The sequence below is a fragment of the Loigolactobacillus rennini DSM 20253 genome (genome assembly GCF_001436505.1).
Classification (GTDB): domain Bacteria; phylum Bacillota; class Bacilli; order Lactobacillales; family Lactobacillaceae; genus Loigolactobacillus; species Loigolactobacillus rennini.
In genome coordinates, this window is sequence record NZ_AYYI01000082.1 from 15340 (window position 1) to 31920 (window position 16581).

At 41.7% G+C, this 16581-nt stretch carries 15 protein-coding genes and 1 pseudogene; 7 read left to right on the top strand and 9 right to left on the bottom strand.

All coding sequences use genetic code 11. The annotated features are described in order from the left end of the window. Positions 1-7: 7 nt before the first annotated feature. The 3 genes from FC24_RS09340 to FC24_RS09350 form a co-directional block, all read right to left on the bottom strand. Positions 8-850: an ABC transporter permease gene (locus tag FC24_RS09340; protein ID WP_275453140.1), complete on the bottom strand. Its 843-nt coding sequence runs from the start codon at positions 848-850 to the stop codon at positions 8-10. Further along, positions 850-2046: a quaternary amine ABC transporter ATP-binding protein gene (locus FC24_RS09345; RefSeq protein WP_057874607.1), complete on the bottom strand. Its 1197-nt coding sequence runs from the start codon at positions 2044-2046 to the stop codon at positions 850-852. Before FC24_RS09345 ends, FC24_RS09340 begins: the two co-directional genes overlap by 1 nt. 417 nt (positions 2047-2463) lie before the next feature. Next, positions 2464-3369, bottom strand: a complete 906-nt coding sequence (locus FC24_RS09350; protein WP_057874608.1) for a glycine betaine ABC transporter substrate-binding protein — start codon at positions 3367-3369, stop codon at positions 2464-2466. 220 nt (positions 3370-3589) lie between these two features. Between FC24_RS09350 and FC24_RS09355 the strand changes: the two genes are divergently transcribed. Then, positions 3590-4264, top strand: coding sequence for a GntR family transcriptional regulator (locus FC24_RS09355; protein ID WP_057874609.1), 675 nt, complete (start codon positions 3590-3592; stop codon positions 4262-4264). 86 nt (positions 4265-4350) lie between these two features. Here FC24_RS09355 and FC24_RS09360 read toward each other — a convergent pair whose 3' ends face one another. After that, positions 4351-5037: an EAL domain-containing protein gene (locus tag FC24_RS09360; protein WP_057874610.1), complete on the bottom strand. Its 687-nt coding sequence runs from the start codon at positions 5035-5037 to the stop codon at positions 4351-4353. 293 nt (positions 5038-5330) lie between these two features. Here FC24_RS09360 and FC24_RS09365 point away from each other — a divergent pair, with 293 nt between their 5' ends. Both FC24_RS09365 and FC24_RS09370 read left to right on the top strand, forming a co-directional pair. Then, entirely contained in the window at positions 5331-6698 is a 1368-nt protein-coding gene (locus tag FC24_RS09365) for an FAD-dependent oxidoreductase (protein WP_057874611.1), read from the top strand. 133 nt (positions 6699-6831) lie between these two features. Continuing rightward, positions 6832-7980 (top strand): GGDEF domain-containing protein, encoded by a 1149-nt coding sequence (locus FC24_RS09370; protein WP_162257014.1) that lies wholly within the window; start codon positions 6832-6834, stop codon positions 7978-7980. A gap of 63 nt (positions 7981-8043) precedes the next feature. On the opposite strand, the gene FC24_RS09375 is transcribed toward FC24_RS09370, so the two are convergent. Both FC24_RS09375 and FC24_RS09380 read right to left on the bottom strand, forming a co-directional pair. After that, entirely contained in the window at positions 8044-8796 is a 753-nt protein-coding gene (locus FC24_RS09375) for an NADPH-dependent oxidoreductase (protein ID WP_057874613.1), read from the bottom strand. Positions 8797-9747: 951 nt separating this feature from the next. Then, entirely contained in the window at positions 9748-10311 is a 564-nt protein-coding gene (locus FC24_RS09380; protein WP_057874614.1) for a DUF2179 domain-containing protein, read from the bottom strand. Between the two features lie 302 nt (positions 10312-10613). On the opposite strand from FC24_RS09380, the gene FC24_RS09385 reads away from it, so the two are divergent. After that, the gene (locus FC24_RS09385; protein ID WP_057874615.1) at positions 10614-12290 is read left to right on the top strand and encodes an oleate hydratase; all 1677 of its coding nucleotides are present in this window, start codon (positions 10614-10616) and stop codon (positions 12288-12290) included. 145 nt (positions 12291-12435) lie between these two features. Then, positions 12436-13419, top strand: coding sequence for a DUF4767 domain-containing protein (locus tag FC24_RS09390; RefSeq protein ID WP_057874616.1), 984 nt, complete (start codon positions 12436-12438; stop codon positions 13417-13419). A gap of 117 nt (positions 13420-13536) precedes the next feature. Here FC24_RS09390 and FC24_RS09395 read toward each other — a convergent pair whose 3' ends face one another. Next, a complete protein-coding gene (locus FC24_RS09395; RefSeq protein ID WP_057874617.1) occupies positions 13537-14058 on the bottom strand; it encodes a DUF1836 domain-containing protein in 522 nt (173 codons plus the stop codon). 142 nt (positions 14059-14200) lie between these two features. On the opposite strand from FC24_RS09395, the gene trhA reads away from it, so the two are divergent. Continuing rightward, the gene (gene trhA / locus FC24_RS09400) at positions 14201-14833 is read left to right on the top strand and encodes a PAQR family membrane homeostasis protein TrhA (protein ID WP_057874618.1); all 633 of its coding nucleotides are present in this window, start codon (positions 14201-14203) and stop codon (positions 14831-14833) included. 7 nt (positions 14834-14840) lie between these two features. Here trhA and FC24_RS11915 read toward each other — a convergent pair whose 3' ends face one another. After that, entirely contained in the window at positions 14841-15164 is a 324-nt protein-coding gene (locus tag FC24_RS11915) for a UbiA family prenyltransferase (RefSeq protein ID WP_268872306.1), read from the bottom strand. Between the two features lie 4 nt (positions 15165-15168). After that, positions 15169-15774 carry a UbiA family prenyltransferase gene (locus FC24_RS11920; protein ID WP_268872307.1) on the bottom strand — a complete coding sequence of 202 codons (606 nt, stop codon included), beginning with the start codon at positions 15772-15774 and terminating at the stop codon, positions 15169-15171. Positions 15775-16124: 350 nt separating this feature from the next. Here FC24_RS11920 and FC24_RS09410 point away from each other — a divergent pair. Beyond that, positions 16125-16529: pseudogene (locus FC24_RS09410) on the top strand (amino acid permease); the annotation flags it as partial. Between the last annotated feature and the right edge of the window lie 52 nt (positions 16530-16581).

The following is a 16581-nucleotide window of genomic DNA, read 5'->3' on the forward strand; positions in this document are numbered from 1 at the left end:
ACCTCCTTTAGTGATGCGCTTGTTTGTTAAATGCCTGCGTGATCCGGTCTAAGATGATTGCGACGATAACCACAGCGATACCAGCAGCAAAACCAGAGCCAGCATCGTTACGGCCAACGGCAAAGTAAACTTGTGTCCCTAAACCAAGAGCACCGATCATTGAGGCAATTACAACCATGGATAAGGCCAACATCATAGTCTGGTTAATCCCAGCCATAATGGTGGATTTTGCTAATGGTAATTGTAATTGCGTTAATTTTTGCCAACTAGTTGAGCCAAAAGAGTCCGCAGCTTCAATTAAGTCACCAGGTACTTGGCTAATGCCTAAGTTGGTCATCCGGACTGTTGGTGGCATGGCGAAGATGACTGATGCAAGAACACCAGGTACCATCCCAATACCGAAGAACGCAACAGCTGGAATTAAGTAAACAAAGGCCGGGAGCGTCTGCATAAAGTCTAGAATCGGTTTGATGATGACTTCAGCTGTTTTACTTTTCGCCATCCAAATCCCTAACGGAATTCCGATGATGATGGCGATTAGACTAGACGATAACACTAAGGTTAACGTTTGGGTCATATCCCGCCAGTAGCCTAAGTTCCAAATCAATAACATGCCTAAAAGTTCGAAAATGAGGAAGCCCCATTTTTTACCATCGCGTTTCACCCAATAACTCAGGGCTAAAACTAAAATAATAAACAGCCAAACAGGTAATAAGTCAAATACCCACTGAATAGCATTGACGATGGCTTGGAAGAAATTGGTAATGCCGTTAAAAAAGCCAGTAAATTGGGTTAACCAGTCAATTCCGGAGTTGATCCAATCGGCTAAAGGTAATTGTCCAATGTTCATTATTCAGTCACCTCTTCTCCTGCGATTGCCGCTAGTACTGAACCACGTAAAATGATACCTAATAAGTGGTTTTCGTCATCAAGGACGCAAAACGGAATCGGCGTTTTTGAAATTTCATTGATTAAATCGTTCACTGGTGTATCTGGATGCGTGCTTGGCACATCTGTTTTGAGGACAGAGCGTAAGTCACGGCTGCCTTTACGAATTAAATCAGCAACATCATCCGCATCGGCAAAACCGACGAAGTGATTTTCATCGTCCACAACATAAATGGAGGAAATATCGTTATCACGCATTCTGCGCAATGCCACCCGTGGGCCGGCTTTAGTGATGTTAACTGCATGTGCATGGTTCATCACCGTGCTAGCGGTTAAGACTTTCGTCCGGTCGACACCTTCGATAAACCGTTCAACGTAATCGTTGGCTGGGTGCGTCAAGATGGCTTCTGGTTCATCAATTTGATCCACGGTCCCATCGTGCATGATTAAAATCCGGCCACCAATTTTCAGGGCTTCGTTTAAATCATGGCTGATAAAGATAATGGTTCGGTGCATCTGTTCTTGAATTTTGAGCAATAGATCCTGCATATCTTTCCGGTACAACGGATCTAAGGCTGAAAAGGCTTCGTCCATCAACAGGATTTCGGCATCATTGGCTAAAGCACGTGCTAAGCCAACCCGCTGCTGCATCCCACCAGATAATTGGTCTGGATATTGTTGATCGTAGCCGTTTAAGCCAACTAAACGTAACGCTTTTTTGGCTTTTTCATTTCGCTTATCTAAGTCCATGCCTTTAAGCTCTAGACCGTAAGCAGCATTTTGCAAGACAGTTAGGTGTGGAAATAGTGCGAAATTCTGGAACACCATACTTAATTTTTCTTGCCGAACCTCACGTAATTGCTTCTTATCTAATTTCGTGATGTCTTGGCCATCCAAAAGGACTTGGCCGCTGGTTGGTTCGATCAACCGGTTAATCATCCGGATTAATGTGGATTTACCACTACCAGAAAGGCCCATGATGACAAAAATTTCGCCATCGTGGACGGAGAAGCTGGCATGGTTCACACCAACAGTCGCACCCGTCTTAGCTAAAATATCTTTTTTGCTAACGCCTTGCGCTAACAGCTTTTGCGCTTGTGCAGCTTGCTTACCGAAAATTTTGGTTAAGTCTTTGACTTCAACTCTTACTTTTGTCATGCGTTACCCCTTTCCATACTTAAAATACCCATGTTATCAGTATGACAATCCTGCAGCGCCACGTCAACTGCGCCTCAGAAAAGTCAAGTGTTTGATAAGATAAGCCGTATTTTTTCTTAACTCCTATTTTAACGGGAATTTTACCGTTAAAAATACTTCAAATGGCCTGTTCTCCCACTTGATTTCAAGTTGGCATTGTCTGTTTGCTGCACAAAACAGTTAAAGGCCAACCTGACTTAGCGTGGTAGGAAAACAAGGTTGCATTTATAAAAATAAAGCGGCAATGTGACCTCACCGCTTTATTATTCACCGATAGACCAGTTAGTCCTATTAAGACGATAACAACTATTCTATGTTAACGCAAAAGCACCCCGTTTGCCAAATTTTAGCTTCTGAATTGCCCGCATGGGGGGTTGATTAGCGTAGATCTTCAATGGAATTTATATTTTTCATATATTTAGGTACAGCTAGACCAATTTTAGCACCCGGTAAATTAATCCGAACTTCATCAAACTGACCTTGATACTTTTTGACAAAGGCGGCGTGGGTGGTTGGTAAGGAAGCCACCAGCGTCGCGTCAACTTTGCCAGCCGCGATGGCTTGCCACATCACGGAGACGTCAAGTTGTTGTGTGGTAACTTTATAACCTTTGTCAGTTAGCATCTGAGCGACCACAGAAGTGACTGCCACTTCATAGTCATATGGCGTATAAACCAATTTCACTTCTTGATTGTGACCTTCAGGCACATTTTTAAGTGTTTCTTGTGTGCGCTTAGGGTGGGTTTTGATGAATTGTTTGGCGGCTTTAGTTTGATCCACCCCAGCATTGATTTTCAGCATGGTGGCGTAGGATTCTTCCACTGTCCAATGGAAGTTCTTTAATAATTGGTAGGCACCGGGGTTGTCTTGTTTTAACCCTTTACGCGCAATTGTACTTTCGTGTTGTGTTTTACCAAAAACATGTTTTGGATCTTTCAACCACTTTAATGGATATTTTGCAAACATCCAGTGCGGTTGGTAGGCGGTAACCACGATAGGTTGTTTGTATTGAACGGCTTTGTCCAGTGCACCTACCATAGCAGCAGTTGAACTTGGCATTAATTGCCAGTTGTTGGCTTTTAAACCGTAAGCAGTTAAGGCTTGGGTTGCTTTATCCATTTCTCCAGCAGAAGCATCAATACCAGTGATCGTATAGTTTAATTGCGGACCCAAAGGTTTTTGGGGATCATAGGCTGCTGGTTGGCTGTTTTTACAACCAGTTAAAAGCAACATTAGGCCGATAACGGCTAGGCTGGAAAGCCATAATGAAAGTTTATGTTTCATATTTCCTCCTGACTAAATTGTTGCGCTGTAGAAAATTTGTTTACATAATAGCGTAACATAAAATTTGGCGAAATAATAATCTGGTGCAGGAGGTGACGGCGTTTTGCGTGCTTGGTTAGTTGGTTAATTAACGTCAACAGGGTGAATGTCAGGGTGCTTGAGTCTGGGGCGCGAAACCGCTATAATCTGATATATTAAGACTGGAAAAGGGGATTTGTTGATGCCACTACCAAAAAAAATTACGGTAACAAATCAATTGACGGCAAAAGACCGGGTCTATCAGCAATTACGTCTTTGGATTATCGACGGTACCTTAGCGCCTAAAGAAAAACTATCCGATCAAGCCATTGCGGCACTATTTGGCGTCAGCCGGACGCCAGTTCGAGAGGCGTTACAATTATTAGCCTCACAAGAATTTGTGGAAATGATTCCACGCAGTCTGACCCGGGTAACACCGGTTGCTAGTGATCAGCTGACTACGATTTACCGGCCGCTAGCCACTTTACAAGGCTTAGCAGCTGCGCTTGCTACGGAACACGTGACAAAACAAGCGCTAGACCAATTAACTGCATATAATCAACAATATCAACAAGCTCAGCACCAAAAACAGCCGCGCGCAGTATTAGCGGCAGACAGTGCTTTCCATGATTTAATTTTGAAATTGGCGGCTAATCCGTATGTTAGCGAGTTTTCCCAGCTGGTTAATGCGCATGCCCAGCGGATTGAAAATTTTTATTTAAATCGTTTAGATTTGCAACAACCGGCGGCGGTACAAGAGCACCAGGAAATTATCACCGCGATTGCGGCAGATGATGCGGCAGCTGCCCGGGAACGGACGGAACAAAATTGGCTCCGTGGCATGACGTTGTTACAACATTGCATTGCTGCTAACTAAGCTATGTGGTCAGGAATAAAAATAGGCGGTTCAAGACTAAGGTGATACCTAGTCATGAACCGCCTATTTGAGCATTAATGTTTTAATTAAGCCTGATCGGGATCGCTGCTGGCTAACTTAAGCAAATGCGGTTTGCCATAATAATAGCCTTGGCAAAAGTCAATACCGAGTTTTTCAACTAAAGCGTCATCAGCTTCGTCTTCAATGCCTTCTAAAATGAAACGCAGGTTGTGCCGGTCAGCCACATCACGCCAATAGGTGACCTTTTTTTGTAGTTCTGGATCTTGAAAAGAAATTTTAAAGTTTTGTAAGGCAAATTTGATTTCAGTGGCATAGGCCAACAGTGGTTTGATGTGATCTAAGTGATTTTCACCGGTTCCCACATCATCTAAACTGATTTCCATGCCCCGCTCTGAAAAGCGTTGCAATTTAGGGATGATTTGATCAGTGCCCCACTTTTCATCTCCAGGTTCTTCTGTGAGTTCAACTACCAATTTAAGTGGTCGCAGCTGCATTTGTGATTTGATGATGGCATCGTCAATTTGTGGATTCATCAACTGGGTCCGGTTTAAATTAACCGAAACGGAGCCAATTTTTAAAGAAAGTTGCTCAGTCGTCTTAACTAAAGTATCGGCAATGACAGCAGCTGGAATGTCAGAAAAGTGCTTCGGTGGTCGCCAGCCTTCTGTCGTGTGCTTTTTCATCAATAACTCGTAGCCGATCAGCGAGTTATTAGCTTTATCTAGTTGTGGTTGAATAAAATAACGATACATAGTTTGCTCACTTTCATGCACCAATGCAAGTGCTGTTGTTTATTGATCTCTAATGCCATTCTAAAGCAAACATAAACAAAAAGTAAACTTGTTAGCGGATATTCATTGGATAATTTGTGATAAAAATTGTAAATCATTAAAACAACTGGTTATTTTGTTGTATTTCGTACTATAATGAAGGGGTATTTGGTGTTACCAGTTTAATTAAATGGGGTTATTAAATTTGGTCATGCCACAAAGCATTTAAGTTTTGTTCGTTATGATAAAAATTAATTGAAGAAGGGGTGTCAAGGGTGAAAGTTATTATTATCGGTAGTACGCATGCTGGAACAACAGCGGCGTCACAAATTTTGCAAGACCATCCAGAAACTGATGTGACGGTTTATGAGCGTCACAACAATGTGTCTTTCTTATCTTGCGGAATTTCACTTTATTTGGGTGGTCAAGTTAAACGCTTGGAAGATATGTTTTTCTCCGACCCAGATGATTTACGGCAATTAGGGGCTAAACTGCGTTTACGCCATGATGTGTTAAAAGTGGACGCTAAAAATAAGACCATTACCTGTGAAAATTTGGAAACCAATGAAATTTTTACAGATACTTACGACAAATTGATTATGGCTACTGGTTCTTATGTGGTGGTCCCACCATTATTTGGAATCGATAACTCACGAGTTTTGTTGTGTAAAGATTATGCTCAAGCTAAGGCAATTTACGAAACTGCTAAAAATCATAAGCACGTGACGATTGTCGGTGGTGGCTATGTCGGTGTTGAACTGGCTGAAAGTTATGCTGAAACCGACCACGATGTCACGCTGATTCAAAGCCACGATCAATTGCTGAATAATTATGTTGACAAAAATATGTCGGACAAAGTGACTAAACTATTAAAAGAACACGGCGTTCACGTTTATTTGAACGAACGGGTTTCAGCATTTAGTGGCGACGACCAAGTAGTTGTTGAAACTAATAAAGGTAAGCACACTACTGATTTAGCAATTGTCAGCACTGGGTTTGTCGCGAACACAGATTTATTGCGCGGCCAAGTTGCTATGGATCGCCACGGTGGCATTATCATCAACGACTATACACAAACTTCAGATCCAGATATTTATGCAGCTGGGGATGCTTGCGTTGTGCACTACAACCCAACTGGTAAAACTGCCTACATTCCTTTAGCAACCAATGCGGTTCGGCAAGGTGTGTTAGCTGGGCGTAATATTTTTGGCAACGTACAAAAATATATGGGAACCCAGGCCACTTCTGCTATGGCGATCTTTGGTCGGACATTGGCGTCCAGTGGGTTGCCACTAAACCGGGCCTTAGCTGCTGGGTTTGATGCCGCTTCGGTAACATTCCATGATAATTACCGGCCAGCTTACATGCCATCAACGGCCATGCTAACCATTGATTTAGTTTATGATCGGAAAACGCGGCGGATTTTAGGGGCGCAACTGTTCAGTAAACATGAAGTGGCCCAGTCTGCTAATACCATTTCAGTTTGTATCCAAAATAAAAATACCATTGACGATTTAGCGTTTGTTGATATGCTCTTCCAGCCAAATTACGACCAGCCATTTAACTATTTAAACATGGTGGCACAAATGGCGGTAGCGCAAGAAAAAAAACGCGCTAACCAAGCTGTTAAAGAACCTAAGTGACTGCTTAATAACCGGATTTAGCTGTTTTGTTAAACAAAGCGGCTTACCAACTTGGTGCATTAACAAGCTTTAGTGAGTCGGATCAGTGTGTTTAAACCAGCTAAATGTGCGTGTTGAGTAAAGGATGATGAATTTGACGCAACAATCTTGGCTAATTCAACCCTTATTTACCGGTGTCTTTTTTGCACTAGGAATTATTTTGTTTTTCCAGTTGTTAGTAAGAAGGTGGATTCGTTTTTCTGCGGAAGAAGAGGAATCCTTTGATTTTTCTAGTGGCCGTTTGTTTTTAATCAGTGTCCTGTATTTTTCCGTTTTTGCGGTAATTTTAGAATATAGTGCCGCTCAGGTTCATCATGACGCGGCTTTCTTGAATTTTCGTCTATTGTTGTTATTTTTCGTCATCATTTTTCTTGGGTTGCGTCCCAGTTTAGTGATTATGCTGGCCAGTGATGTTGCTCATCTAACTTTTTTTGGTTGGCAATGGGCGACTTGGTACTACGTGGTCTTAATGGCAGTGTTGTACTTGCTAATCTGGGCAGCGATTTACTTGGTTCAGCGTTATCAATTATCGTCGTTATTGACCATGCTGGCATCTGATGTTTTGGCAATTGGGGTGTGGGTTGCTTTATATTTTGTCCAACTACAAGGTATGGGGCAGTTAACAGTTCATGATTTGGTGTTTAATCTGATTAGTTTTGTAGTGATGGCACTGATCCTGTTTTATGGCTTAATTTCATTGCATCAGGATAACGTCCAATTAAATGTCATTACACACCGCGCCACTGTTGACTCTTTAACTAAGCTGAAGAATTATTATACGTTTACTAAAGAGTACCAGCAAGCTTTTAACCAGGCCCGAGAAAATGGTACGCTTTTAACCGTGCTGGAATTAGATGTTGATCATTTTAAACGGATTAATGACGATTATGGTCATTTAGCTGGGAATAAAGTATTACGGCAAGTTGGCGCTACTTTGCAACGTTTGACCAGTGAAATCGATCAAGCAGAATGTTATCGTGCTGGGGGCGAAGAGTTTAATGTACTGTTGCCTGGTGTTTCGTTAGCAACTGCTCAAGAGTTTGCGGAGGAAATGCAAAAAACGATTGCCCAACTTGTAATCCATTATGAACAACAGACCATTACGCTGACAGTGTCAATTGGCATTGCCACTTTACGTGATTTCGATGAAACGACCACGCATTTGTTTGAGCGAGCGGACCGGATGCTCTATTTGTCCAAAGGGCATGGACGCAATTTAGTAACCACTGATGAAAATCATTAAAGTTAAGTAATCAAAAAGTCAAGCGCGCTTAATAGCGCGCTTGACTTTTTATTTTACTATTGATTAATCCTTTTCAGTTAAAAAGCCTTGTTGGTGTAAAATGCGCAATAAATCAGTTCGTTGCTGAGTTGCATGAAGTGCCCCTTGAATAATCTGGCTAAAATCGGTCTGACGCTGATTTGTGGACCGATTCTGATAGTAAGTCTGTAGTGTTTGTTGATAAGACTGTAAGGCATCGGAATAAGTATCAGGTTCTTGATAGCCATTTTCAAAATGGACTGCTGCTTCAGGTAAGCGTGGCTTGAGGTTATTTTGACTGTTAGGATAGCCAACCAAAATCCCAAAAACAGGCATGGTCAGTTTTGGTAGGTGCAATAATTCAATTAATGCACTGGTATCATTAAGTACGCTACCTAAAACTACCGTCCCTAATCCTAGACTTTCAGCAGCGACGATTAAGGTTTGTGCAGCTAAAGTGGCATCTTCGACACTAGCTAAAAAGCGGTCTGCTGAACCTAATAGACGCACGTCTGTGTCTGGTTGCGCCTTTTTTGCCAGTAGCGCATTGCGATGTTGATCAGCGACGACAATGAATAGGTGACCGTTACCACCAACAAACGGGCGGGTCGTTATTTTTGCAATTTTTGCTTTTAGTTTAGGGTCGGTAATGCTGACAAAACTGTACGCTTGTAAGAAAATACTAGTTGCAGCATGTTGTGCGGTGGTAATCAGCTGGGAAACAGTGGTAGCAGTGACTGGTTTTGAACTGAAATCCCGGTAAGAACGGTGCTGTTGCAATAAATCAATCGTATTCATCTGAAACTTCCTTTCTAACTGGAAAATAAGTTTAGCACTTTTATTCGACCTTATAGTAATGATTTGTCGTGCAAGTTTTGGTTGGAAAATACTGCTAATTTAAAATTAACATAGAAAGCCTGTTTTTGCAGTGTTGGAGTAAAGTTAAGCGCCACTTCAAGCGCGCTTGAAGTTGGCTGTGACGGATAATTAGTTCTTGAACGCTAATTTTGTTAAGTGGGCAGTTATTGTCTTGCAAATCATTTCTAATCCCTTTGGTCACATGCTATAATTAAGTTAATCCAGCGATGGAGAAAATTGAGCCGGTTTTCATTACAGCTTAGATTAGGCAAAGCAGCAGTGTAATAAAAAACTTAGCTGTACGCCGGGTGGTTCAAGTCCGAAGTTAACCCCGAAGCCTTTTAGGTTGAAAAAATAAAAAGGAAAAATGAGTGGCCCGTTGTGGGTCTTTTTTATTGCGCAATCATTGTCAAAACAAGCAATGACCAACATTTTTATTTAAAAGGCGGGTAATGCATGATGCATTGCCCGCCTTCATTAATGCAGTTAATCGCCATCGCCCATTTAAACGCGTTCCATGTGCCAGCTTCTTCCGTCTAGCTACAGCAGTCAAAACATTTGCTCCGCAAATAACTTGTCTGCCTAGGCTAGTACTCAGAAGCTACCCGGCATTAATGCAGTCAGTCGTTATCGCCTGCTTAAACGTGCTAGCTGAAGCAGCTTTTTCCGCTTAGCGCTATCAGCCAAAACATTTGCTTCGCAAATAACTTGTCTGCTTGTGCTAATGCTCAAAAGCTCCCGAGCTTCTAACAATTATTCACCATCGCCCATTTAAACGCGTTCCATGTGCCAGCTTCTTCCGTCTAGCTACAGCAGCCAAAACATTTGCTCCGCAAATAACTTGCCTGCCTAGGCTAGTACTCAGAAGCTACCCGGCACATGGAACGCTCTCTACTTTTTCTCCATCATTTGGCGGCGTCTTTTTATTCGTTTTACCCAGAAGCCGCCGTTAAAGGTTGTGGGTTCTAGTGATAGCATGAATGCGCGAGCGTCACAGGCCAGCACCATGTCGTAAATTAATTTTTCATCTTTACGGGGAACTAGCACTTCTAAAATCATGCGGGCGCCATCGCGGCCTGCCGCACTGAGCTCAGTGACACCAAAGCCTGCATCGCGTAATAATTTGACTAAGGGTTTACGGTCGGGAGTTTCTTGGCCTGGAGGAATGATGATTTGCACGATGACATAACCAATGGCTAGCCAACGATCCACCAGCATACCTAAGCCGATACCGACACCAAAGCCAAGGGCGTAAACCAATAGGTAAATGGGTTTGTCTAGGCTATTAAGGACATAATTTAATCCCAGTGTGTATAGACAGATTTCCACCATACCAAAAGCGGGTGCCACCCAGATTAAGCCTTTGTTTTGAAAAATAAGGCGTAAGGTATTGATGGTTAGGTACAAAACGTTAATCCCAAAGACCAAAAAAATAAACCCAAAATTAATTTTCATGCGCCTACTCACTTCCTAAAACTGTTTTGCTAGCTTTCATTCTAAACTGTCGCGTTTTGAAAAGGCAAATCATAGCCTTTTTATTAATCAAACTGGTGGTGACACTTTTTAATGATTGTCCTTGATTATTTTTTTACGGCAATGACGCTACTGCGACAAGGTTTCACTGCTGAGTTGCCTTTTATGACCGCGCTGTCTTTTTTTCGCGTCGGTACCGGTTTCGTTGTATAATGAAGATGTTGAAAGTCCACTATGTTTAATGGTGATAATCACCCAAGCAGAACTAAGGAGCGTGACGAGTTATGGTACAAAAAGCGTACATGATTGGTTCAGGCGTTGGTAATCTTGCAGCAGGGGTTTATTTAATTCGTGATGGTGGTTGGAATGGTGACCAAATTACCATGTATGGTTTAAATACACATGGTGCTAACGATGGTGCCCCAGTTGCCAATTACCTTGATGAATATGGTGTGCCACCATTGGGTAATACCCAAGGCTTTTTAGCTGAAGGTGGCCGGATGTTAAACGAAGAAACTTTTGAAAATTTATGGGACGTTTTACGCGAAGTACCTTCATTGGATAATCCAGGACAATCCGTCACTGATGATATTTTGAATTTTGATCACGCTCACCCAACCCATGACGTTGCTCGGTTGATGGATAAAGTCAACGGTATCCGCAATAAGGGTGATAAAAAAGACTACAATCACATGCAATTCAACAATCGGGACCGCTATTTGCTCAGCAAATTAATGCTGCTACCCGAATCTAAAGAAGCGGAATTAAATGACGTCAGCATCGCCCAGTGGTTTAAGTCCAGCCCCCACATGTTTACCACGAATTTCTGGTACATGTGGCAAACGACTTTTGCGTTTAAAAAGGAAAGTGCTGCCATGGAACTACGGCGTTATATGAACCGGATGATTCTAGAATTCAGTCGGATCAATACCTTAGCCGGGGTTACCCGGACGCCTTATAATCAGTACGAAAGCATCATTTTACCCATGCGGAAGTATTTAAGTGACCGGGGCATTCATTTTGTCACCAATTACAAAATTACAGCGTTTGATTTTAAAGATACACCGCTGCGCGACGAAATTATCGTTACTGGATTAAACTATGAAAATATTAAGACTAAAGAAACCGGTAAAATCCCGGTTAATCCGGATGATTTTGTTTTTGATACTAACGGTGCGATTACGGATAGCGCGTCCATTGGTGATTTTGATACGCCAATTAAAGAAAATATGGAATATGCCCCTAGTGCCCAGTTATGGAAACAAGCAACACAGCATTTTTATAATTTAGGCCATCCCGATAAATTCTTTAATGACCGTAAGCAAAGTGAGTGGATGAGTTTTACCATTACGGCTAAAAATCACTATTTGCTCAACCAAATTGCCCGGATCACACAGCAGCAGCCTGGTAATGCGCTGAACACTTGGGTGGATAGTAATAACTTATTGTCCATTGTGATTCACCACCAACCACATTTCCACGCGCAAAAAGAAAACGAAACCGTTTCTTGGGGTTACGCAATGTACCCACGGCGGCGTGGTGACTATGTTCAAAAACCATTTATTGAAATGACCGGTAAAGAAATTTTGCAGGAGCTGTTAGGCCATTTAGCTGAAGTCGATGATGCGCGGGATAATATCCGCAACCATACAGCTGAAATTATGGACAGCATTATCAATGTGATTCCAGTTTACATGCCATATGCTAGTGCGTTATTTAACCGGCGGGCAGTCGGCGATCGGCCAAAAGTTGTGCCAAAACATTCGCGTAACTTAGCGTTTATCAGTCAGTTTGCAGAAATGCCGTTTGACATGGTCTTCACTGAACAATATTCCTTCCGCTGTGCGCAAGTTGCCACTTACCATTTCTTAGGGATTCCGGATACGGAATTAACGCCAGTTCACCATTATGAAAAAGATCCAAAAGTGCTGGCACGGGCAACTAAGACTATGTTTAGATAATTTTTAATCACTGCAAGCTGTTAAAACTGCCAAATCATCATGATTTGGCAGTTTTTTGGTTAATTGCTTGACTTTTATAGTCAGTGTTTTAAAGTTAAGCGTGATGTAAGCGACACCAAATTGGGGTTATTGGAGGAGAATGTCGATGAAAATCAAGCAGGGGGCGTTGGCGCTTTTATTGTTGTTAGCACCGTTAAGTTTAAGCGCTTGCCGCACGTCGCAAACGACAAATCAGCAACAACAGCGTGCAACCACTAGTGCACAGCAGCACGCTAAAAAGCACCATGCCACTAAAAAGAAGGTGCACCATTTTGCCAACCACGCAACAACCGGCCACCAAACCACTAACAAGCATGGTCAAGCAATGCAAAATCGGCAGGCTAACCCGTTATGGTCTAAAACTAAAGACCAGCGCTTAGCCTATTTTATGCGCCATTGGGAAGCGTCAATGGATCAAGATTACCAGCGATATCAACCGGGGCAAGATGTTGACTTTTATGGTTTAAAAATACCCAGTCAGCTGCAAGATTATCAGGTCAATTTAAACCAGCAAAAATATCAGGCGGCCTGGTCAGAAAATGGCCGTGGCCAAGCGGATTATAATGTGGTGGCCGTATATTCTGACATTGATGCTGTTCAGCACCGGCCAGGCGCTTATATGTATTGGTTTGCTTTTAAGCAAGGACAGCCGGTAGTTTTAGTGACTGCGCAAACTAATGGTGATGTTGTTCATGATGGGATTAGTTTCAAAGTGACCGCTAATGAAAAGCTTAACCAAGGCTTCAAGCAAATTGTCGCTGGCAAAACGCCTGTGACTAAAGCGCAAGCAGACCAACAAACGCCAATTAGGTTGGAAGAAGCTGCACTGTTAGTGAAAAAATCAAAGATAACAACAGATGTCTTTCAACCTGAAGACATTGTTGAAAATGACAGTCAATCCACCGCTAATGGTGGCTATATTCTTAAAGTTCATGTTGGTGTAAAAGGTGAAAATGTGTTTACCTTAACACCGCAAGCTAACGGACAAGTCGGGATCTCCGCGGTATACGGAACACTAGAGGGTGGTTTTAAGCCATTGCCGAATCAATCAAATTATGGTGCGTCATCAGCCACCGTTTCGCGGTATTAATAAAAAAGTACAAGTGCTATCAGGCAGTTAGCTATGCTAAATACAAATAGCTACCTGATGATTGCCATCAAAAAGAGGTTGCAGCAAACGGATAACGTTTGTTGCAACCTCTTTGTATTATTTTACTGGTTCGGTTTTCTTTTCCAACAACAAAGCATGTTGACTGATAAGTTGGTAAAGTACAGCACGGATGGCAGCTTTTTGCGTGATTGCCGCAATGTTATCATCTGCTGTGAAAAGTGATTGACTATCAGGCTGGGTTAAACTCGCGAGCTCAGCATTAATTTGGTTAACAAACTGGTCATAGGCCTGTGACGCATCCAGTGTCTGTCGTGCTTGATTAATGCCGGTATGAATCGTTTCCAGCGGAAAAATAGTTTTAAATAAACTAACAATAATGATTTCCGCTAAATGTGCGCGGGTGTATTGTTTTTTCTTCGGACGCTTAATAATTTTACGCTTAACATAACTGTTAACCATGCTTTTGGTTAAAGGCTCAATCCCTAATGGATGCAAATAATGATCGGTTTCTGTAATTACTTGATCCATGTAAAGGTCAAATTCTGGCAATTGTTGCCACAATGGTAGGCGCAGTGTGACAAGCTGATCGAGCCACTGATTAAATTGGGTTTCTGACATCGCTTTTTCCTCCAATAATTTCTTATTTTATCGCGCTTATCTTGTACAAGCAAGGGCTTAATCTAGACTCTATGTCTAAACTATATTGACATTGAAAATTAAAATGCTAAACTAAAGCTAACCATTGATTGGAGGGCTGAAAATGACAACAGAGATGAAACACCGGTGGCTGGTGATTGAAATTTGGAATGCCATCACCCATGGTATTGGCTTTATTGCGAGCATCGTCATGTTTATTTTGCTTATTCGGCGCGGATTGAACATGCCTGGCGCCTTGCCAGCCCTAATGATTTATGGGGTATCATTGATGCTATTGTATTTAGCTTCGACATTGTATCATTGCTTGTCTTTAACGCCTGCCCGCCGGCTGTTTCAAATATTTGACCACTGCAACATTTATTTGTTAATTGCGGGAACTTATACACCGTATTGTTTATTGGCAATTCGTGGCCGCTTAGGCATCGGCTTGTGTGTGGCGGTGTGGCTATTAGCTGGTGCTGGGATGTTATTGCATTTGTTCAGTCGGAAACGACACCAAAAAATTGAGACCACCATTTATGTGGGATTAGGCTGGCTGTGCCTATTAGCGATGCGTCCGCTTTACTTGCATTTAGGCGCACTGGGCTTAGGGTTACTAGTTGCCGGCGGCATCACGTTTACGCTAGGCGCAATGGTCTACAGTTTTCCCAAGTCACCCTACTTACACTTGATCTGGCATTTTTTGGTGATGTTAGGAACGACATTAATGTTTTGTTCAATTTATTGGTTCGTTTAGGAGCAGGTTAAAGCAAGCTCAAACTTAAACCGATAATCAAACTTAAATTCGCGATCACGTGTGTTTTTAACGCACAATTAAATGTGGTCGCTTTTTCTTGTTTGTTGATAAATTGTTGCGTGATTTTAATGATCAACGGCAGTGATAAAAAGGATACTAGAATGACTGGTTTTAATACATCTAACAAAGCGCCGACTAATAAGGCAAAATAGCCACCATAAGCTAATATTTGGTATAAAATCAGGCTGTTTTGCCGTCCTAAGAACATGGGCAAGGTGTGGCGCTTATTTTTTATGTCTTCGGCATAATCACAAAGATTGTTAGCGAGCATAATGTTAGCAATGCTGGCAATTGGCGTTACGGTTACCAGCAGAAGCGCTCAAGGCTGACAAATTGATTTGGACAAACCAATTTGTGCTAAGTTGGTAAAAATGAAGCAATTGTTCGGGAAGGATGTTGATGTAGGCTGCAATAAAAGTGATGCCAAACCCCATAGTTAAACCGGAAAAAATTTCCCCTAATGGCAAGCGTGACAACGGTAAAGGACCAAAAGTATAAAAGATACCGATCCCAAAGCAGGCCATCCCAGCCAGCAAGATCAGCCAATCTGTCCGGAAAGTTAACCAAATACCTAATATTGCTGCAGTTGTCATCATGCTGATAATGGCCCAGCCAACATGCTGTGGATTTAAATGTGCCCGGCCAACAATGTTGACTTGGGACTGATACTTACTGTCTTTAGCATGAATAAAATCCATTAAGTTATTGAGCATGGTGGTTGCCATATCAAAAATTAACATGGCAATTAAAAAAATCACTGTATTCTTGCTGTTGAAATCACCAAAATAAGATTTGGCGAACAAAAGACCAATAAAAAATGGTAAGAGACTGGCTAATTTCGTTTTAAGTTCAACTAATTCAATTAATGTACGTAGTGACAAAATCATTACCCCAGTTTTAAAAGTTATCTTTAAATCATTGTGAAAAATTTCCCATTATTAATATAACATATTTGTTAATTTAATATTGTTAACACATAATGGCCGCTAACTAATAAACTGGTCATTTTTTGATGCTGGGATGGAAAGTGCTGGATGAATGCTTGACCTAGCGGGAATTTCAATATACCACAATTAATTGCCGAAGTAGATTTAAATGCATGTTGACAGGCAGTTGTTTTAAATAAATGCGGTTTAATCCAAAGTTAGTATTAAGCTAATAAAGAAAGCGCTTTATGTATTTCTATCGAATTAATGTTATACTAATTAAGTTAATTTGAGGGGGGATTATTTTGTCTAAGACGAATGCAAAGGCGTTTCGCTGGTGGAATATCGCATTAGTCGGTTTTACATCAGTGTGGGGATTAAACAATGTGATCAATAACTTCGCAAATCAAGGTTTGACAGTTATTGTCTCGTGGATTTTGATCATGGCATTGTATTTTGTGCCTTACACCTTAATGGTAGGTCAGCTAGGTTCAGCTTTCCAAAACTCTGGCGGTGGTGTGAGTTCCTGGGTTAAATATTTATCAACTAATAAATTAGCCTATTTTGCAGCTTGGACTTATTGGGTGGTACACGTACCTTACTTAGCGCAAAAACCGCAAATCATTATGGTCAGTTTAAGCTGGCTATTTAAAGGCAATGGGTCGTTTATTAATCAAACGTCACCTTTTGTGGTACAAGGTTTGAGTTTGGCAGATTGCAAGAAATAACTTGAACAAATTTAGTAACGCAGATTACGCAAAA